23 protein-coding genes are annotated in these 17,170 nt (G+C 62.6%); 12 read left to right on the top strand and 11 right to left on the bottom strand.

Annotated elements, in window-relative coordinates; genetic code table 11:
* The first annotated feature begins 69 nt into the window (after positions 1-69).
* Positions 70-684: a pyridoxamine 5'-phosphate oxidase family protein gene (locus MJ639_RS04790; protein WP_243369106.1), complete on the top strand. Its 615-nt coding sequence runs from the start codon at positions 70-72 to the stop codon at positions 682-684.
* 69 nt (positions 685-753) lie between these two features.
* Positions 754-1,104, top strand: a complete 351-nt coding sequence (locus MJ639_RS04785) for a RidA family protein (protein ID WP_243369105.1) — start codon at positions 754-756, stop codon at positions 1,102-1,104.
* Positions 1,105-1,116: 12 nt separating this feature from the next.
* Here the strand turns inward: MJ639_RS04785 and MJ639_RS04780 are convergent, their stop codons facing one another.
* The 3 genes from MJ639_RS04780 to MJ639_RS04770 form a co-directional block, all read right to left on the bottom strand.
* The gene (locus MJ639_RS04780) at positions 1,117-1,989 is read right to left on the bottom strand and encodes a hypothetical protein (RefSeq protein ID WP_243369104.1); all 873 of its coding nucleotides are present in this window, start codon (positions 1,987-1,989) and stop codon (positions 1,117-1,119) included.
* Positions 1,990-2,145: 156 nt separating this feature from the next.
* A complete protein-coding gene (locus MJ639_RS04775) occupies positions 2,146-2,586 on the bottom strand; it encodes a BA14K family protein (protein ID WP_243369101.1) in 441 nt (146 codons plus the stop codon).
* Positions 2,587-2,667: 81 nt separating this feature from the next.
* Complete coding sequence (locus MJ639_RS04770; RefSeq protein WP_243369098.1) at positions 2,668-3,441, bottom strand: endonuclease III domain-containing protein; 774 nt, start codon at positions 3,439-3,441, stop codon at positions 2,668-2,670.
* Positions 3,442-3,605: 164 nt separating this feature from the next.
* Here MJ639_RS04770 and MJ639_RS04765 point away from each other — a divergent pair, with 164 nt between their 5' ends.
* Positions 3,606-4,040, top strand: coding sequence for a PACE efflux transporter (locus MJ639_RS04765; RefSeq protein WP_243369096.1), 435 nt, complete (start codon positions 3,606-3,608; stop codon positions 4,038-4,040).
* 36 nt (positions 4,041-4,076) lie between these two features.
* Here the strand turns inward: MJ639_RS04765 and hslU are convergent, their stop codons facing one another.
* From hslU to hslV, 3 genes are read right to left on the bottom strand one after another with little or no spacing between them, the layout of a single operon-like run.
* Positions 4,077-5,387, bottom strand: coding sequence for an ATP-dependent protease ATPase subunit HslU (gene hslU / locus MJ639_RS04760; RefSeq protein WP_243369094.1), 1,311 nt, complete (start codon positions 5,385-5,387; stop codon positions 4,077-4,079).
* A complete protein-coding gene (locus MJ639_RS04755; protein ID WP_243369092.1) occupies positions 5,384-6,472 on the bottom strand; it encodes a hypothetical protein in 1,089 nt (362 codons plus the stop codon). The genes hslU and MJ639_RS04755 overlap by 4 nt, the downstream gene beginning before the upstream one ends.
* The gene (gene hslV, locus MJ639_RS04750; protein WP_243369719.1) at positions 6,469-6,996 is read right to left on the bottom strand and encodes an ATP-dependent protease subunit HslV; all 528 of its coding nucleotides are present in this window, start codon (positions 6,994-6,996) and stop codon (positions 6,469-6,471) included. The genes MJ639_RS04755 and hslV overlap by 4 nt, the downstream gene beginning before the upstream one ends.
* A gap of 163 nt (positions 6,997-7,159) precedes the next feature.
* On the opposite strand from hslV, the gene hisB reads away from it, so the two are divergent.
* From hisB to coaA, 8 genes are all read left to right on the top strand, one after another.
* Positions 7,160-7,747, top strand: a complete 588-nt coding sequence (hisB, locus tag MJ639_RS04745) for an imidazoleglycerol-phosphate dehydratase HisB (RefSeq protein ID WP_239351480.1) — start codon at positions 7,160-7,162, stop codon at positions 7,745-7,747.
* A 66-nt stretch (positions 7,748-7,813) separates the two neighbouring features.
* A complete protein-coding gene (locus tag MJ639_RS04740; RefSeq protein ID WP_243369090.1) occupies positions 7,814-8,302 on the top strand; it encodes a DUF2628 domain-containing protein in 489 nt (162 codons plus the stop codon).
* Positions 8,299-8,949: an imidazole glycerol phosphate synthase subunit HisH gene (hisH, locus tag MJ639_RS04735; protein WP_243369088.1), complete on the top strand. Its 651-nt coding sequence runs from the start codon at positions 8,299-8,301 to the stop codon at positions 8,947-8,949. The genes MJ639_RS04740 and hisH overlap by 4 nt, the downstream gene beginning before the upstream one ends.
* Complete coding sequence (hisA, locus tag MJ639_RS04730; RefSeq protein WP_243369086.1) at positions 8,937-9,692, top strand: 1-(5-phosphoribosyl)-5-[(5-phosphoribosylamino)methylideneamino]imidazole-4-carboxamide isomerase; 756 nt, start codon at positions 8,937-8,939, stop codon at positions 9,690-9,692. Before hisH ends, hisA begins: the two co-directional genes overlap by 13 nt.
* A gap of 137 nt (positions 9,693-9,829) precedes the next feature.
* Positions 9,830-10,633 carry an imidazole glycerol phosphate synthase subunit HisF gene (gene hisF, locus MJ639_RS04725; RefSeq protein ID WP_243369084.1) on the top strand — a complete coding sequence of 268 codons (804 nt, stop codon included), beginning with the start codon at positions 9,830-9,832 and terminating at the stop codon, positions 10,631-10,633.
* A 59-nt stretch (positions 10,634-10,692) separates the two neighbouring features.
* Positions 10,693-11,442, top strand: a complete 750-nt coding sequence (gene map / locus MJ639_RS04720) for a type I methionyl aminopeptidase (RefSeq protein WP_243369082.1) — start codon at positions 10,693-10,695, stop codon at positions 11,440-11,442.
* A 7-nt stretch (positions 11,443-11,449) separates the two neighbouring features.
* Positions 11,450-11,770, top strand: a complete 321-nt coding sequence (locus MJ639_RS04715; RefSeq protein ID WP_243369080.1) for a phosphoribosyl-ATP diphosphatase — start codon at positions 11,450-11,452, stop codon at positions 11,768-11,770.
* A gap of 48 nt (positions 11,771-11,818) precedes the next feature.
* Positions 11,819-12,793, top strand: a complete 975-nt coding sequence (gene coaA / locus MJ639_RS04710; protein ID WP_243369079.1) for a type I pantothenate kinase — start codon at positions 11,819-11,821, stop codon at positions 12,791-12,793.
* Positions 12,794-12,800: 7 nt separating this feature from the next.
* Here the strand turns inward: coaA and MJ639_RS04705 are convergent, their stop codons facing one another.
* Positions 12,801-13,301: a hypothetical protein gene (locus tag MJ639_RS04705; RefSeq protein ID WP_243369078.1), complete on the bottom strand. Its 501-nt coding sequence runs from the start codon at positions 13,299-13,301 to the stop codon at positions 12,801-12,803.
* A 128-nt stretch (positions 13,302-13,429) separates the two neighbouring features.
* Between MJ639_RS04705 and MJ639_RS04700 the strand changes: the two genes are divergently transcribed.
* Complete coding sequence (locus MJ639_RS04700) at positions 13,430-13,948, top strand: YidH family protein (protein WP_243369077.1); 519 nt, start codon at positions 13,430-13,432, stop codon at positions 13,946-13,948.
* Positions 13,949-13,997: 49 nt separating this feature from the next.
* Here MJ639_RS04700 and MJ639_RS04695 read toward each other — a convergent pair whose 3' ends face one another.
* The 4 genes from MJ639_RS04695 to mltA all read right to left on the bottom strand — a co-directional run bounded on the left by MJ639_RS04695 (position 13,998) and on the right by mltA (position 17,162).
* Positions 13,998-14,999 (bottom strand): adenosine kinase, encoded by a 1,002-nt coding sequence (locus tag MJ639_RS04695; protein ID WP_243369076.1) that lies wholly within the window; start codon positions 14,997-14,999, stop codon positions 13,998-14,000.
* Between the two features lie 72 nt (positions 15,000-15,071).
* Positions 15,072-15,479, bottom strand: coding sequence for a helix-turn-helix domain-containing protein (locus MJ639_RS04690; RefSeq protein ID WP_243369074.1), 408 nt, complete (start codon positions 15,477-15,479; stop codon positions 15,072-15,074).
* Positions 15,480-15,483: 4 nt separating this feature from the next.
* Complete coding sequence (locus MJ639_RS04685; protein WP_243369072.1) at positions 15,484-16,047, bottom strand: Smr/MutS family protein; 564 nt, start codon at positions 16,045-16,047, stop codon at positions 15,484-15,486.
* Positions 16,044-17,162, bottom strand: a complete 1,119-nt coding sequence (gene mltA / locus MJ639_RS04680; RefSeq protein ID WP_243369070.1) for a murein transglycosylase A — start codon at positions 17,160-17,162, stop codon at positions 16,044-16,046. Before mltA ends, MJ639_RS04685 begins: the two co-directional genes overlap by 4 nt.
* Between the last annotated feature and the right edge of the window lie 8 nt (positions 17,163-17,170).

Here is a 17,170-nt window from a genome sequence, read left to right as displayed (position 1 = left end):
GCATCCCCCCGTTGCGGCCTCGATGGGGGAGGGCTATGCCTGATCGTCGTCTCCTGAGAGGATTCTTCCATGCCGGCCACGATCTCCAGCATCGCAGAGCTTGAAGCGCTTTATGGCGAACCCGCCGAGGCCTCGATTCTCAAGGAAACTCCTCGCATCATTCCGGAATATCGCGCCTTGATCGAGGCCGCGCCTTTTGTGGCACTCGCCACGCGTGGGCCCGAGGGCCTCGATTGTTCGCCACGCGGCGACGGGGCAGGCTTCGTGCGGGTGCATGACGACAAGACCCTGCTGATGCCGGACCGACGCGGCAACAACCGCATCGACTCGCTGCGCAACATCGTGCGCGATCCGAACGTGGCCCTGCTTTTCCTGATCCCTGGCATCGGCGAAACATTGCGGGTGAACGGGCGCGCGGTGATCTCCGTCGATCCCAGATTGCTGGAGAGCTTCTCGGTCGACGGCAAGGCGCCGAAATCGGTGATCGCGATCACGGTCGATTCGGTCTTCTTCCAATGCGCCCGCGCGATCCTGCGCTCGGAGCTGTGGAACCCGCAAAAGCACGTGGCGCGAAAGGACCTGCCGAGCGCGGGCCAGATCCTGGCCGCCGTGACGCAGAACCGGTTCGACGGCGAAACCTACGATAAAGGTCTCACCGAGCGCCAGAAGACGACGCTCTATTGAGCCTTGACCCGACGCCTTCCACCCCCGAAAAAGCCCATCTCTCTTCTTTCAGAGACTCAAGGACATTCCATGACGATTCAACGCATCAAGCCCGGTCCGCGCATGAGCGGCGCCGTCGTTCACGGCAACACGGTCTATCTCGCAGGCCAGGTGGCCAACCAGACCGCCGGCAAGAGCGTCACCGAACAGACGCAGGAAATTCTTTCGATCATCGACAGCCTGCTCGCTGAGGCCGGCACCGACAAGTCGAAGCTCCTGATGGTCAATATCTGGCTCACCGACATGGGCACGTTCCAGGAGATGAACGCCGTGTGGGATGCCTGGGTCTCTGCCGGCAACACGCCCGCCCGCGCCACCGTCGAGGCGAAGCTCGCCGCTCCCGCCTTCAAGGTGGAAATTGCCGTCATCGCGGCGAAGTAAAACTTATACCGGTTACGGTGACGGCAGGCGCTGGACGAGGTTCTGCGCCTGCCGGATCACGGCCTGGTAAGCCGCCTGATCCTTGAATTTCTGCGCGAAGCAGTTGCGGAACTGCTGATCGCCTTCCTGTTCGAGCCTGGTGCTCTCGCTGGTGTATTTCTCGTCATTCGTTGCGCGAAACGCCTTCAACGCTTCTTCCTGCTTCCGCATATAACCAGCCCAGATCTGATCGCAGGCGGCAATTCTCTGGATTTTCGCCTCAACCCGCTGCGTCAGGATGAACACCCTGTCGCCTCGCACGACGGCAACGTTGATCTCGTTCGGCAATTGCGAATTGTATTCCTGCCGGCCCGCACTGAGCATGGCGTAAACGAAGCCGCCCTCCACAGGTGCCGACACTGGAAGTTCGGCATAGCGCGCGATCGAGACATCTCCCGCAATGGCCTGGGTGTAGAACGCATCGCTCTTCAAGGCGCTCTCCATCTCCTGAGGCATGGATTTTTCATTCCACCATGTCTCATGCTCTTTGATCCAAGCCTGGAGAAGCGGCTTTGTGGTGACCACAGCTTTGGTCTTGTCGGATGCCGTGTAGGAGAGGCCATCGAGCATTCCGAAACCCATTTCCCGCATCAGGGTTTGAAGATTGATCTTGCCCTTGCCAGGAAAGCCCTGAAGGTCGACCGGACCGATCAAGCCCGTCAGACGCTTTTCCAACTCCGCCATAGCTTGCTGGTCTTCCTTGTAGAGGCTTTCGTCGTATTCACGGTCGAGCGCCTTGATGACGCGGTCGCGCTGGCTCAGATAGGTTTGGACAGGCGTAGCCGCCTGAGCCGCGAAACCGCCGACCAGAAACAGACCGAAGAAAAGATTTCTGAGTTTGGACAAGGCGCAGACCCTCGCAAAAGTGTCGTCTCGATTCAGGCTGCACCGAGCCCTCACCGTATCGCGTAACAATAGAGCATCGGCCTTGCGTTGAAAGATGAATCCGCAAAAAGAAAAAGGGCCCGTGGGGGCCCTTTTCATCATCATAAGATCGTGCGCTTACGGGCAGGGGTGACGACGGCCGTCATAGCCCAGATAGGTGCCCGAGGCTGGATCGTAGGAACGGTAGCGCTGGGCGCAATAAGAGGCATTGCCACCATAAACCGGAGCGGCCTGAGCCTGGGAGTTGGCAATCGCGCCGCCGATGATGGCGCCGGTGGCCAAGCCCAGAGCACCTGCAGCCAGGGCGTCGCCACGATCATAGCGACGATAGCCGTAGCGGTACGGACGACCGTAATAGCGGCGCTCCACATAGCGCGGGCCACCACGATAATAGTAGCGACGATACTGTACGTAATCGGACTTCACATCGCCCTTCTGAACGGCGGCGATGAGCTCGTTGACGGGTGCGCCATTCACCTCGGCGGCCGAGGCCGGTGCCGTGAAGGCGGCAGTGCCGAAAGCTGCCGTGGCGGCAAGGGCCAGGAACATCTTACGCATGGATTACTCCTCTAGGGATCTTCAGCATTGTGAGGCGAACGCATCACACAAGGTGTCGTTCCCTAGCGTGGCCATTTTTGCCTAAGAGTTCTCGCGGAAACGTGACGGATGAGCCGGGGAGGGCTCACGGCCACGCTTGCCTGTCGAAGCGGCCGCATCGCGCATCCGTGCCTGACCCGTGGGACAGAGGTCGAGAATGGTGCAGCGCCCGCAGGCCGGATTGTTGAAGAAACAGCAGCGCTGGCCGTGCAGCATCATGACCTCGTGATTGTCGTAAACGGCCTGCGCATCCCACTCGGATGGGAGGAGAGCGGAGAGGATCCCATGCGAAGGGCCGACCGCCACGTTGCGCTCGATGAGACCGGTTCGCACCGCCACGCGGTGATGGTGGCTATCCACGGGCAGCGCCGCTTTGCGCAATGTGGAGAACGAGAGAACGGCCGCGCTCGTCTTGGGCCCGATGCCGGGAATGCTCTCGAGCCAGGCACGCGCTTCGGTGATCGGCATGTCCTGCAGAAAATCCAAGGAGAGAGCGCCGTGCCGCTCCTCGATGGCACGCAGCACCGCCTGCAGGCGAGGGGCCTTCTGTTCGGGCCAAGTGACGCCCTGGATCGTCTGCTCCACCTCTTCCGTCGGCGCGTTTATCAGCGTCGCCCAATCGGCATAGCGCGCCCGCAACGCTTTGTACGCGCGACCTGAATCCGCGTTGCGGGTGCGATGCGACAGAAGCGACGAGATCAGCTCGCTCAGCGGATCGAGGGTGTGGAAGTAGGGAATCGGGCAGCCATAGACCGTACACAGGCGCTCGTGGATCGCGAGCGCCTTGGCTTTGAGGTCTTGGAATTCCGGATTCATGGAGCTTTAAGCCGGAACGGATTCGCCGGTTCCCTCATGAAACCAAGTTCGGTTGCGCCTGCCGATCCGTTCACCTATATGAGACGCTAAGCGAGGACGGCCTCCCCCAGCCTTCTGGGACGATCGTTCGGGACGACCCGAACTTTTTTCCTTTGGAGGTTATCATGCGCACGACACGCGACCGGATCCGTCACGCCATCAGCTTCGAAATTATCGGCCTTGCCATCGTCATCCCTCTCGGCGCGTGGGCCTTCGGCATGCCCATGCACGATATCGGCGTCATCGGCATCGTCAGCGCGACCATCGCCACGCTCTGGAACTACATCTACAATCTCGGCTTCGACCGCATCATGCAGCGGGTGAGGGGAAGCACACAGAAAACCCCGCCGATCCGCGTGGCGCATGCGGTTCTTTTTGAGGCTGGATTGCTGATCGTTCTGCTGCCGCCAATTGCCTGGTATCTCGGCATCAGCCTGTGGCAAGCCTTCCTGATGGACGTGTCGTTTGCCCTTTTCTACATGGGCTACGCGCTCATTTTCAATTGGGCCTATGACCGCGTCTTCCCGCTGCCGGAATGGCGTGAGCTGAAAGCGGCCTGAAGACGATGATGCGGCACCGTGCGGTGCCGCATCCGATCACAGGATGAAGCGGCTGAGATCCGTGTTCTTGGCGAGGCTCTCCACCTCGCCGCGCACGTAAGCGGCGTTGATGGTCACCGTCTCGCCGGAACGGTCGGGGGCCGTGAAGGACACATCGTCGAGAACGCGCTCCAGCACCGTCTGCAGGCGGCGCGCGCCGATATTCTCGACCGTGTTGTTCACTTCCACCGCCACCTGCGCCAACGCATCGATGGCGTCTTCCGTGAAGACCAGCTCCACGCCTTCCGTCTTCATGAGCGCGACGGATTGCTTGATGAGGCTTGCTTCCGTCTCAGTGAGAATACGCTTGAAATCCTCCACCGTCAGCGGGGACAGCTCCACGCGGATCGGCAGGCGGCCCTGGAGTTCGGGCAGCAGGTCCGACGGCTTCGACACATGGAAGGCGCCGGACGCGATGAAAAGAATGTGGTCCGTCTTCACGGGCCCGTATTTCGTCGACACCGTGGTGCCTTCGATCAGCGGCAGCAGATCGCGCTGCACGCCTTCGCGTGACACATCCGCACCGGAACGGCCCTCGCGGCCGGCGATCTTGTCGATCTCGTCGAGGAAGACGATGCCGTTGTTCTCCACCTGGCGCAGGGCCTCCTGCACGATGGCGTCCTGGTCGAGCATCTTGTCGGCTTCTTCCGTCACCAGTGGCTCATAGGCTTCCTGCACCGTGGTGCGGCGCGTCTTGCGCTGGCCACCGAAAGCCTTGCCGAACATGTCCGAGAGATTGATCGCGCCGACCGACGCGCCCGGCATGCCGGGGATCTCGAACATGGGCATACCGCCCCCGCCCGATTGCTGCAGCTCGATCTCGATTTCCTTGTCGTCGAGTTCGTTGTTGCGCAGCTTCTTGCGGAAGGAATCACGCGTGGCGGCGCTGGCGGTGGAGCCCACGAGCGCATCGAGCACGCGCTCTTCCGCCGCGATATGCGCCTTCGCCTGCACCTGCTTGCGGCGCTCGTCCTTTACGAGGCCGATGCCGATCTCCACCAGATCGCGCACGATCTGCTCCACGTCGCGGCCCACATAGCCCACTTCCGTGAACTTCGTCGCCTCGATCTTGATGAACGGCGCGCCCGCGAGCTTGGCGAGACGGCGGGAAATCTCCGTCTTGCCGCAGCCGGTGGGGCCGATCATCAAGATGTTCTTCGGCGCGACTTCCTCGCGAAGGTTGCCTTCGAGCTGCTGACGCCGCCAGCGGTTGCGAAGCGCAATCGCCACGGCGCGCTTCGCGTCGTTCTGGCCAACGATGTAACGGTCGAGTTCGGAAACGATTTCGCGGGGGGAGAATGTGGTCATGATGATGAAAGAATGGGGTGTGGCAACCGTTGCGCAAGATGCGCGGGAAGAAGTCCTAAAAGAGCCGTGCGCACCGGCTTCCAGCCTGCGCTAAGCAGGAGCACGAAAGCGCCGAGGGCGAGCAGGGTCGCGGGCATGGTCTGATCCTCGAAACCGACCTGCTTGATCAGGGATGCGAAGGCATAGCCGGCATAGGCGAGGCCGGAAACCAGGATGGCGCGGCGGTCGATGACGACCGCCACCACGGCAAGCAGGAAGAAAATAGCGAGGACAGCCACGGCAGTTCCCACCTGAGACAGCAGTTGGTCACCGACGAATTGCGAGATCACCGGGTGAACGATCAGCGGCGCAGCAAGCAGATGCAGCCAGAACGCGATGTCGTTGCGGCGCGTCACACGCTCGGGATCGGAGAGATCAAAGCGCATCGCCAAGGCGAAGATGGCGCAACCGCAGAGGAAGAGAGCAAGAAACACAACGTCCTTGGACGGACTTGGGAAGATTGCTCCCAACAACCCGATAATCGCCAGCACCAAAGCGGCTGCTCCAGCGGCAACAGTGATCGGAACGCGGAACCGAAGGTAATGGAGAGCTGTCAGCGCAACCGTGACGAGCGCCGAAACGACGATCGTCCAAGGACGACTCTCTTCATAATTCCACGCCGTCAGTGCTTCCGTCGACGTCGTGACATATTCCAACTCGCTCAGCAGGAACCACTTCAAGGTAAAGCCCGCTGTTGCCAGCACTGATACAGCAAAGAGAGCCAAAAGCGCGATGCTCGGCAGCGCCATACGGCGGTGGCGAGTGAAGAACTCGGCCAGCAGCCACGAGGCAACGGCAAGCACGGGCCACATGGCGTGGTAGCCGTACAGCGATGCGAAATATCCGAGCGCGCCCAGGAACAGCCCAAGTCCCAGCGTCACGAAAATATCGCTGAAACCGGTGACGAAGCGCAGCTTCTCGTCGTCTTCCGGTTCGGGGGCCGCCACAGCGGCCATGTCGCGGGCGAGGGTTCGCAGGCTCGTCACCTGCTCGGTCGTCACAATGCCTCGAACAACTCCCTGTTCGAGGACGGCATCGGTGATCATAGGTCGAGGCTCTCTATAACAATATTGCTATTGGTATAGACGCATATCTCAGCTGCGATCGCGAGGGAACGGCGGACGATGGCCTCCGCATCCATATCGCTGTCGGCCAGCGCTCTTGCGGCGGCCAGCGCGTAGTTGCCGCCCGAGCCGATGGCCATGATGCCGTTTTCCGGCTCCAGCACGTCGCCGGCACCCGAAAGCAGCAGGCCCACCTCCTTGTCGGCGACGAGCATCATCGCTTCCAGGCGGCGCAAATAACGGTCGGTGCGCCAATCCTTGGTAAGCTCCACGCAGGCGCGGGTGAGCTGGCCCGGATATTGCTCGAGCTTGGCCTCGAGCCGCTCGAAGAGGGTGAAGGCATCCGCCGTCGACCCCGCAAAACCGCCGATCACACCGCCCTTGGACAGGCGGCGGACCTTCTTCGCATTGCCCTTCACCACCGTCTGACCGAGGCTGACCTGCCCGTCGCCGCCGATGACGACGCGGCTGCCCTTGCGGACCATGAGGATCGTGGTGGCGTGCATGCGGGGTGTGGCGTCTTCGGACACGGGAAACTCCAGCGGATGGGGAGGGGAAAGCCTTACGAACCCTGACTTAATCACTCGGGCTCCAAAAGCAACGCGGGTAGCGTTTCTCTCGCGGTCTTGCTAGAACGCCTCGTCTTACTCTCCGCAAAGGACATTCATGATGCGCTCCGCGAGCGTCAGCCGTCGCACCGCCGAGACCGATGTCGCCGTGTCGATTGCCCTCGATGGCACCGGCAAGGCCGAGATCTCCACGGGGGTCGGCTTCCTCGACCATATGCTGGAACTCTTTGCCCGACACGGTCTCTTCGATCTGACCGTGAAAGTGACGGGCGACCTGCATGTGGACCAGCATCATACGACGGAAGACACAGGCATCGCGCTGGGCCAGGCCATCCTGAAGGCGCTTGGCGATAAAAAGGGCATCACCCGCTATGCGGACATCCATCTGCCGATGGACGAGACGCTGACGCGCATTGCCCTCGACATTTCGGGCCGCCCGTTCCTGGTCTTCCGCACCTCATTCCCCACGGAGAAGATCGGCGTTTTCGACACCGAGCTGGTGCGCGAGTTCTTCCAGGCCTTCGCCGTGCAGGCGGGGCTGACCCTCCACGTGGAGACGCTCTACGGGGAGAACAGCCACCACATCGCCGAGAGCTGCTTCAAGGGTCTGGCACGGGCCTTGCGTCAGGCGGTGGCGGTGGACCCACGGGAGGAGGGGCGCGTTCCCTCCACCAAGGGCACGCTCTAAATCTGAGAAGCGACCCTCATCCGGCAGATATGCGCCTTGCCTGGCAAGGCTTGAGGAAACGACGCCATGACCACCTATACCCTGCACCTTCCGCGCGATGCGCGGCCGGGTGATCCGGCGGCTTTGGAAGATGCCGAGCTCGTGAAGGATGCGTTCTCCTGGGGCGCGTTTTTCTTCACCTTCCTCTGGTTCTTCGTCCATCGGCTTTGGCTCGCCGGGCTTGGCGTACTGGTGCTCGTCCTCGCCTTCGGCGCGCTGATGCAGGCGCTGGACGTGCATGAAGCCGCCGGTGCCGTGGCGGGCCTGCTCCTGCAGACGCTGATCGGCCTTGAGGCCAACAGCCTCCGGCGCTGGACCCTTGCCCGTCACGGGCTGGCCCTGGCCGATGTAGTAACGGGCGCCGACAGGGATGAAGCCGAAGCCAAGGCTTTCGCCCGCTGGCTCTCGCAGCGTCCCGCGCCTGCCCGCGCTCCGGCCACTACGCCGGTTCCTTCAACCCCTCGGAGGATCGATCCCGTGATCGGCCTCTTCCCTGATGCGGAGCGTCCCCGGTGAGCGTCGTCATCATCGATTACGGATCCGGCAACCTGCACTCCGCCGCCAAGGCTTTCGAGCGCGCGGCCCGTGAGGCAGGCATCGACGAGACCATCACGGTCACGTCCGATCCGACCCTCGTCGCCAAAGCGAGCCGTATCGTGCTGCCGGGCGTCGGCGCCTTCGCCGATTGCCGCCGCGGCCTCGATTCCGTGCCCGGCATGGTGGAGGTGCTTCAGCGCGTGGTGCGTGAGGAGGGACGTCCCTTCCTCGGCATCTGCGTGGGCATGCAGCTCATGGCGACGCGCGGCCTTGAGCACACCACGAGCTATGGCCTCGACTGGATCCACGGCGACGTGAAGGCGATCACGCCGAGCGATCCCAACCTCAAGATCCCGCATATGGGCTGGAATACCCTTGAGCTGGCAAAGCCGCATCCGCTGATGGACGGCATCCCGACCGGGCCTGACGGATTGCACGCCTATTTCGTACATTCCTATGCACTCTCCGCTGCCGATCCGTCGGATGTTGTCGCCACCACCGATTACGGCGGGCCGGTGACGGCCATCGTCGGGCGCGACAACATCGTCGGCACCCAATTCCATCCCGAAAAGAGCCAGGCGCTCGGCCTCAAGCTCATCGCCAATTTCCTGAGGTGGCGCCCGTGATTCTTTATCCCGCAATCGACTTGAAGGAAGGCCGCTGCGTTCGCCTCATCCAGGGCGACATGGACCAGGCCACCGTCTTCAACGACGATCCCGCCGACCAGGCCGCGACCTTCGAGCGCCAGGGCTTCGAGTGGCTGCATGTGGTCGATCTCGACGGCGCTTTCGCCGGCAAGCCGATGAATGCTTCCGCCGTGGAAGAGATTCTGAAGCGCGTAAAGATTCCCGTGCAGCTCGGCGGCGGCATTCGCGACATGAAGACCGTCGAGGGTTGGCTCGCCAAGGGCGTCTCCCGCGTGATCATCGGCACCGCGGCCGTGCGCGATCCCGCCTTCGTGCGCGAGGCCGCGCGTCTCCATCCCGGCAAGATCGCGGTAGGCATCGATGCGAAGGACGGCCTCGTCGCCGTGGAAGGCTGGGCGCAGACCTCGACCCTCTCGGCGGAAGAACTCGGCCGCCGCTTCGAGGACGCGGGCGTTGCCGCGATCATCTACACGGACATCGCGCGCGACGGCATTCTCAAAGGCCTCAATTTCCCGATGACGCTGGGCCTTGCCCGCGCCGTCTCGATCCCGGTCATCGCGTCTGGCGGCCTCGCCTCCATGGCCGATATCGAGCGTCTCACAGAAGCCGATTGCGCCGTGCTCAACGGCGCCATTTCCGGCCGCGCGCTCTACGACGGACGCATCGATCCGGAAGAAGCGCTGGCGATGCTGAAGAAAGTGCGCGCTCCATCCTCCCTTTGAGGGGGAGGGTCGACGCTGCGCGAGCAGCGGCGGGGTGGGGTGGAAACGCCTCGTTCTGCAAGCGTCGCGCATCCACCCCACCCCGGACCTTTTGGTCCGACCTTCCCCCTCAAGGGGAAGGTGATTGAGAGTGAACCATGCTGAAAGTGCGTCTCATTCCCTGCCTCGATGTGAAGGACGGGCGCGTCGTGAAAGGCGTGCAGTTCGTCGATCTCGTTGATGCGGGCGATCCGGTGGAAGCAGCAAAAGCTTATGATGCGGCCGGCGCTGACGAACTCTGCTTCCTTGACATCACCGCAAGCCATGAGGCGCGCGGCATCCTGCTCGATGTGGTGCAACGCACGGCGGAAGCCTGCTTCATGCCGCTCACCGTCGGCGGCGGCGTGCGCACGGTGGAAGACATTCGCAAGCTCCTGCTCGCGGGCGCCGACAAGGTATCGATCAACACCGCCGCCGTGAAGAATCCCGACTTCGTGCGCGAGGCTGCCGAGAAATTCGGGGCGCAATGCATCGTCGTCGCCATCGATGCGAAAAAGGTTTCCGCTGAAGGTGAAGAGCCTCGCTGGGAAATCTTCACCCATGGCGGACGCAACGCCACCGGCATCGACGCGATTACTTTCGCCAAGCAGGTAGCGGAACTAGGGGCAGGAGAACTCCTCATCACCTCCATGGACCGCGACGGCACCAAAGGCGGCTACGATCTCGCCCTCGTGCGCGCCATCGCCGATGCGGTTTCCATTCCCGTCATCGCCTCCGGTGGCGTCGGCAATCTCGACCATCTCGTCGACGGTGTCGAAAAGGGTCATGCCAGCGCCGTGCTAGCGGCCTCCATCTTCCATTTCGGCACGCACAGCATCGGCGAGGCGAAGGGCTACATGGCCGATAAGGGCCTGAAGATGCGGTTGGACGAGCCTGCGAAAAACTCCGCCGCTCGGCATTGAGCGCTATTTCAAGATAAACTCATCCTCGACAGGCCAGTCGGCCGCAAGGCATTCTTCACATGACAGTTTCCAATGAAGATGAGCTCACTAAGCTCCAGGAAATCGGCAGGATCGTCGCCAATACCCTGGAAGCCATGGCGGCAGCTTTGGAGCCTGGGATGACGACGGCGGAACTCGACCTGATCGGCCGCAAGCTACTCGAAAAGGAAGGCGCCCGTTCCGGCCCGGAACTCGTTTATGATTTTCCCGGCGCCACCTGCATCAGCGTGAACGAAGAGATTGCCCACGGCATTCCGGGCGCTCGGCGCATCGAAGCGGGCGATCTCGTCAACATCGATATCTCTGCGGAAAAGAACGGTCTTTTTGCCGATACCGGCGCGTCTTTCGCCGTTCCGCCGATCACGAATGCCACCAAGCGGCTGTGCCGGGACGGACGTCGCGCCATGTGGGTCGGCTTGCGCCAGGTCGGCGCCGACAAACCGATTGCCGGGATCGGCCAGGCCATCGGACAATTCGCGCAGAAGAACGGCTATACCCTGGTTCGCAATCTGGCGAGCCACGGTATCGGCTATTCCCTTCATGAGGAGCCGGGGGAAATCGCCACCTGGCCGGACCGCTCCGAGCGGCGGATCATGAACGAGGGCCTCGTCTTCACGGTGGAGCCATTTTTGTCGTTGGGGGCGACTTTGGCAACGGACAGCGACGACGAGTGGACGCTGCTCAGCGACCCGCGCGCTCCAACGGTCCAATACGAGCACACGGTCGTCGCCACGCGCAACGGCCCCCTTGTCATAACCTTACCGGGCTAATTCACCCATGACCGCCTTCACTCTCAATGATCTTGCCCGCATCGTCGCAGAGCGCGCGGCGGCGCCGGCGTCAGAATCCTATACGGCCAAGCTTCTCGTGGATGGGCCCGCCAAGGCGGCCAAGAAGCTCGGCGAGGAGGCGGTGGAAGCAGCCATCGCCGCCGTCCAGGGCGATCGGCAGAACCTGACCGCTGAGGCGGCGGACGTGCTGTATCATCTTTTGGTCGTGTTGCAGGGCGCGAACATTCCGCTAATTGACGTTATGGCCGAATTGGAGCGGCGCACCGCGCAATCGGGGCTCGCCGAGAAGGCCGCGCGCAAATCATGACCTTGAAGTCGTGACCTTGAAGCAGTGACCTCGCAGAAGGGGGCTCGCATGGACCAGCCCAACATGGTTTTGCCCGAAACCGGTGACGGTGTTTCACCCTACCGCACGTTCACACGCGACGAATGGGCGAAACTGCGTGCCGATGCGCCCATGACGCTTACCGCCGACGAGGTGGTGCAGCTTCAATCCCTCAACGATCCGATCTCCCTCGACGAAGTGGCGGCGATCTATCTGCCGCTCTCGCGCCTGCTGTCGCTCTATGTGGCGGCAACGCAGGGACTGTTCCGGGCGACCCAGCGCTTCCTGCTCGCCGAGCAGGAGGAGAAGGTGCCCTATATCATCGGTGTCGCGGGCTCGGTGGCGGTAGGCAAATCCACCACCGCGCGCGTGCTGAAAGCGCTTCTCGCCCGCTGGCCCAATACACCGAAGGTGGATCTCATCACCACCGACGGCTTCCTCCTGCCCAATGCGGAGCTGACGCGGCTTGGCCTCATGGAACGCAAGGGCTTTCCGGAGAGCTACGACACCGGCAAGCTCCTGCGCTTTCTCGCCGACATCAAGGCTGGCAAGCGCAATGTGAAGGCGCCGCTTTATTCGCACCTCGTCTATGACGTGGTGCCGGGCGAGGAGACCAATGTCGACCGGCCGGACATTCTCATCGTCGAAGGCCTCAACGTGCTCCAGCCTGCACGTCTGCCGAAGGACGGCGAGGCCATTCCCTTCGTGTCCGATTTCTTCGACTTCTCCGTTTATATCGACGCGGAGGAGGACGACCTGCACCGCTGGTATGTGAGCCGCTTCCTGCGCCTGCGCCACACGGCCTTCCGCGATCCGCTCTCCTATTTCCGCCGCTATGCGGAACTGCCAGAAGCGGAAGCCATCGGCATCGCAGAAGGTTTGTGGAACCGCATCAACCTGGTGAATCTGCGCGAGAACATCGTGCCCACCCGCCAGCGCGCGAGCCTGATCCTTAAAAAAGGCGCAAGCCACCGGATCGAAAACGTGGCGCTGAGAAGGCTCTGATGGAGCCTTAGTGCTTCTGATAGCCGTACAAGGCTGCTCTCACGCGCTGATCGTCTTCAACGACATGCTCTGCCAAATGAAAAATTTCCGGCATGTCCGGATGTCCTAATGCTCTTTCACGCCTTACGAACGGACCGAAGAAAGGCTCGTCGTCATTCCATCGCAAAGGGTTGCCGTTCTCATCGAATGGATCGAGTGCCATCATGCTGATTGACTCGTCCTCGATCCAGCAAAGGATTGCGATCCTCACGCGCGGATGGTCAGAACCGCCCCATCCTCCAACGCTCAGGATAATTCTCAGGCCGTCTTCGGCGACATGGCCCTCTGTCCAGCTCGCGAAGTAGACGGCACAAGCATAATCCTCTCTGGAGAGAAATCCGCTGACACGGATCGTCTGCCTTCCGCAGCAATCGCAGATGATCGGCGGAGAAGCTTTTCCCTCTTCAAGCGCGACAGCGCCCAGGGGAATATCTTCCGGAAACCAAGACGAAAAAGGATTTTCACTCATCGCTATGCCACACCATCACAACGGTATGGCTAGCATGATGTCATGTTACCTTGAAGCAAGGTTTCGTAGGTCATGAATTCCAACCTTCCTTAATCTTGAGCGTTGTGCCTTCGTGAGAAGGAGAACGCATGGCCACGCCCCCGGTCGAGGAAAAGCTCAAGCGCAGCGCCGAGCATGCCAAGGAAGCGGCTGTTCAGACGCAGGAAGCGGCGGAGAACACGCAAGAGGCCGCTGAGCAGACACAGGCTGCTGCAAAAACCACCGCCGTTGCCAGCGTCCAGATGAAGGACAGCGCCGACAGGCGCACCGAACTCGCCGCCAACCGCACCGTCTTTGCCGCTGAGCGCACCTATGCAGCCTGGGTGCGCACGGGCCTTGCCGCGCTCGCCTCCGGTATCGGCGCGAAGAAGCTCTTGGAAGGCGTGGTGCCGGAATGGATGATCGTCTCCACCGGTTCCGTGCTGGTGCTGTTCAGCGCCTTCTGTTTCGCAGCAGCCGTGTGGCGCCAACTATTCACGGGCGCTCAGCCGCCGCATCCGGACGTGGAGCACCTTCCGCCTTATCTTCTGGTGATCTTCAACGGCTTCCTGGCCCTCGTCTCGCTCGCGGCCCTGTTCGGGCTCTGGTTCGGGCAGACGGGCGGGTAGATACGAAAATGCCCGGGACGAGCCCGGGCATGATGGGGAACGATCACGTTCAGCCGAGCAGCCCTTCCTGCTGAGCGAGTTCGCGCAGGCTCGTCTGCGGACGCGCGCCGAGATGGCTGATGATTTCTGCTGCCGCGAGGCCGCCGAGGCTGGCGCAGTCGGTCAGGCTGAGATTACGAACGAGTCCGGCGAGGAAGCCGGATGCGAAGAGATCGCCGGCGCCCGTGGTGTCGACCACGCGCTCGACCGGGAAGGCGGGAACGGCAAGCGTCTCGCCACGGCTCACAACCAGCGCGCCTTCTGCCGAGCGGGTAATGACGCCGAGCACTTTCTCCTCACGCAACGCGGCAAGCGCACTCTCGGCCGAGGACGTGCCGTAGAGGCTCTGCAGCTCATGGATGTTGGCGAAGAGAATATCGAGGCTGCCGTCGCGCATGAGGCCGAGGAACTCGTCGCGATAGCGATCGACGCAGAAGGCGTCGGAAAGGGTAAGAGCCACCTTGTTGCCGGCCTCGTGCGCGATCTTCACGGCCTTGCGGAACGCTTCCTTCGCCGCCGGCGGATCCCATAGATAGCCTTCGAGATAGACGATGCTGGAAGCGCGCACCGTATCGGGATTGACGTCGTCAGGCGTGAGGTTCTGGCACGCGCCGAGATAGGTATTCATGGTGCGCTCGCCATCGGGCGTCACCAGGATGAAGCTGCGCGCGGTGGCGGGACCTTCCTGCGCCGGCGTCACGTCGTAATGCACATCGATGGCCTTGAGATCGTGCGCGAAAAGCTTGCCGGTCTCGTCGTTCTTCACCTTGCCGATGAAGCCGGCCTTCACGCCGAGCGAGGCCACGCCCGCCGCCGTGTTGGCGCCAGAGCCACCGGACACGATGATGGCAGGGCCCATGTCCCGGTAGAGCTCCTCGGCGCGCTCTTCATCGATGAGCTGCATGGCGCCCTTGTGGACCTTCTTCTGGATGAGGAAGGCCTCGTCGGTATGGGCGAGCACGTCAACGATGGCGTTGCCGAGCGTGAGCACGTCGATACGGGTCTGGGACATGGATAACCGGGTTGTTTGGGAAATGACGGGGCGCTTTCGCATCCACCGCCCCGACGGTCAAGCCCAGGGATCTCAAACCGCGTCCTGCACCGCCTGAATCGGCACGAGGGCCCGTCGTTCGCGGCCTTGAGCGCGGTCGAGGATAGCGATCATGTCTTCGAGCTCGCCGTCCGAGAGATGGCGGATCTCGCGGGCGAGGCGATTGGCGAGAAGCGTCGCCTTGGAATCCATGCCGGCGGTGTCGATCTTCACCTTGGGATCGGAGAGATCGGCCAGGCGCGTCAGCTCGTCGGCCTCGTCCCAGATAATATGGAAATATTGCAGCACGCCCTGGATCAGCGCCCAGGTGGGCTTGCCGCGCTCGCCGCGTTCCAGCGCCGACAGATAGGCGCTCGACACGCCCAGATGGGCGGCCATGTCCTTCAACATCAGGCCGCGTTCGCGGCGCAGCTGCCGCACCCGTTCACCGAAGGGAGTCATGCCTTTATCCCGCGCCCCGCCTGCGGCGGAGCCTGACATAGAGTGCACCGGAACCGCCATGTTGGGGAGAGGCCTCCTCGAAGCCGACCACAAGAGATCGCAGGTCCGGCAGCCGAAGCCAATGTGGCACCATGCGCCGCAGCACCCCGCGCTCGTCGAAAAGCCCGGTATTGACGGGCGCTCCGCCCTTGCCGGTGATGACGAGCACGACACTGTAGCCGGAATTCTGCGCCCGGTGCAGGAAACCGATCAGGGCGAAATGCGCCTCCTCCTGGCGCATGCCGTGAAGGTCGATGACGCTGTCCACATCCTTGCGGCCCCGGCGCAGGGCCTGGAGCGTCTTGCGCTCCACAGGGGCCAGCGGCGGCAGCGAAGGTTTCTTCTGCGGCGGGGGCAAAGGGGGCGGTGGAGAAAGCGCGATCTGCGGGGCAGGGGCCGTCGCGGGCCGCTCCTCAGACTCCGGCTCGGGCGGATGCGCCTTGCCCTTCATCGGTTTCACGTGCCGGGCCACATGCGACCAGAGCCGCCGCTCCTCGGGACTTAAGTTCCGGCCACGACGCTTGGTCATTTGCGGGCTTTGGGCATGAGCACCACGAAACGCGTGGTGTGACGCAGCAGGCCTGCGCGGGTGCCCGCCTCCTCACCGCTGCCGAAAAAGAAATCGCCGCGCGCGGGGCCGACGATGGCCGAACCCGTATCCTGAGCGATCATGAGGCGGCGCAGAGGCTCGGACCTGTCGAGGGTGAAAGGCAATTCGCCTTCCAGCCAGAAAGGCAGGCCATAGGCCCAGAGCCCGCGATCGACGGCGAGACTCCTTCCCGGAACGAGCGGAAAGCCCGCGCCGCCGATAGGTCCGTCCTCGGGCGCGAGTTCATTCGCCTCGCGGAAGAAGATGTAGGACTGGTTCAGCCGCATCAGCTCCTTGGCCGGGCCGGGATTGTTCTTGAGCCAATCCATGAGCTTTTCCAGCGTCATGGATTCGAGATCCATCTCGCCCCGCTGCACCAGCACGCGACCGATGGAGGTGTAGGGACGTCCGTTGCGGCCCGCATAGGCCACGCGCATCACCGAACCGTCGGTGAGACGGATGCGCGAGGAGCCCTGCACATGGATGATGAAGGCCTCTGCCGGCTCGCGCACATACACGACCGGGTTCGCGAGCGATCCCAGCGCACCATCCTCAATGGCGGCGCGCTCGGGATAGGGCTCATAGCCCTTCGCGCCGCGACGCGCGGCCTGCAAATTCTTGTCGATACCGGGAAGTGTCTTTCCCTGCTCGATCGTCACGAGATCGTCGGGCCTCGCAAGGAGCGGCACCTTGTAGGTGGCGTCCGGTGTGCGTGATCCCCGAAACTCAGGTTCGTAATAGCCGGTGAGAAAGCCGTTGCCGGAATGGGGAATGACGGCGAAGGGCTGGAAATGCGCCTCGAAGAAACGCCGCGCCTCCGTGCGGGACAGGTTTTCTTGTTGAAGCGCCGCGCGGCAGACGGCCAGCAGATCGCCTTGGGCCGCTTGGGCCGGCCGCAGGGCTGCTGCACTGGAATCGAGGGAACGGCAGGAGCGCAGGAAGGCCTTGAACGCGGCGGCGTGATCGTCTTCAGCCCAAGCCGACAGATCCTTGAAGGACACAGCCTCAAGTCGCGCCTGGGCGGCCAGACGGGATGCGGCCTCCGCCTCGGTCATGGTCACAA

The organism is Microvirga solisilvae, from assembly GCF_022808595.1.
Lineage (GTDB): Bacteria > Pseudomonadota > Alphaproteobacteria > Rhizobiales > Beijerinckiaceae > Microvirga > Microvirga solisilvae.
Note: the sequence above shows the minus strand (reverse complement) of the source record. Positions and strands in the feature narration are given on the sequence as shown.

Bases quoted from the DNA above. Each gene is read 5' to 3' on its own strand.
- MJ639_RS04700 (WP_243369077.1), top strand. From the start codon at position 13,430: ATGGCCACGCCCCCGGTCGAGGAAAAGCTCAAGCGCAGCGCCGAGCAT.
- hisF (WP_243369084.1), top strand. From the start codon at position 9,830: ATGCTGAAAGTGCGTCTCATTCCCTGCCTCGATGTGAAGGACGGGCGC.
- MJ639_RS04740 (WP_243369090.1), top strand. From the start codon at position 7,814: ATGACCACCTATACCCTGCACCTTCCGCGCGATGCGCGGCCGGGTGAT.
- MJ639_RS04695 (WP_243369076.1), bottom strand. From the start codon at position 14,999: ATGTCCCAGACCCGTATCGACGTGCTCACGCTCGGCAACGCCATCGTT.
- hslU (WP_243369094.1), bottom strand. From the start codon at position 5,387: ATGACCACATTCTCCCCCCGCGAAATCGTTTCCGAACTCGACCGTTAC.
- coaA (WP_243369079.1), top strand. From the start codon at position 11,819: ATGGACCAGCCCAACATGGTTTTGCCCGAAACCGGTGACGGTGTTTCA.
- MJ639_RS04785 (WP_243369105.1), top strand. From the start codon at position 754: ATGACGATTCAACGCATCAAGCCCGGTCCGCGCATGAGCGGCGCCGTC.
- MJ639_RS04765 (WP_243369096.1), top strand. From the start codon at position 3,606: ATGCGCACGACACGCGACCGGATCCGTCACGCCATCAGCTTCGAAATT.
- MJ639_RS04705 (WP_243369078.1), bottom strand. From the start codon at position 13,301: ATGAGTGAAAATCCTTTTTCGTCTTGGTTTCCGGAAGATATTCCCCTG.
- map (WP_243369082.1), top strand. From the start codon at position 10,693: ATGACAGTTTCCAATGAAGATGAGCTCACTAAGCTCCAGGAAATCGGC.
- MJ639_RS04685 (WP_243369072.1), bottom strand. From the start codon at position 16,047: ATGACCAAGCGTCGTGGCCGGAACTTAAGTCCCGAGGAGCGGCGGCTC.
- hisB (WP_239351480.1), top strand. From the start codon at position 7,160: ATGCGCTCCGCGAGCGTCAGCCGTCGCACCGCCGAGACCGATGTCGCC.
- MJ639_RS04715 (WP_243369080.1), top strand. From the start codon at position 11,450: ATGACCGCCTTCACTCTCAATGATCTTGCCCGCATCGTCGCAGAGCGC.
- MJ639_RS04690 (WP_243369074.1), bottom strand. From the start codon at position 15,479: ATGACTCCCTTCGGTGAACGGGTGCGGCAGCTGCGCCGCGAACGCGGC.
- hslV (WP_243369719.1), bottom strand. From the start codon at position 6,996: ATGCACGCCACCACGATCCTCATGGTCCGCAAGGGCAGCCGCGTCGTC.
- MJ639_RS04770 (WP_243369098.1), bottom strand. From the start codon at position 3,441: ATGAATCCGGAATTCCAAGACCTCAAAGCCAAGGCGCTCGCGATCCAC.
- MJ639_RS04775 (WP_243369101.1), bottom strand. From the start codon at position 2,586: ATGCGTAAGATGTTCCTGGCCCTTGCCGCCACGGCAGCTTTCGGCACT.
- MJ639_RS04790 (WP_243369106.1), top strand. From the start codon at position 70: ATGCCGGCCACGATCTCCAGCATCGCAGAGCTTGAAGCGCTTTATGGC.
- mltA (WP_243369070.1), bottom strand. From the start codon at position 17,162: ATGACCGAGGCGGAGGCCGCATCCCGTCTGGCCGCCCAGGCGCGACTT.
- MJ639_RS04755 (WP_243369092.1), bottom strand. From the start codon at position 6,472: ATGATCACCGATGCCGTCCTCGAACAGGGAGTTGTTCGAGGCATTGTG.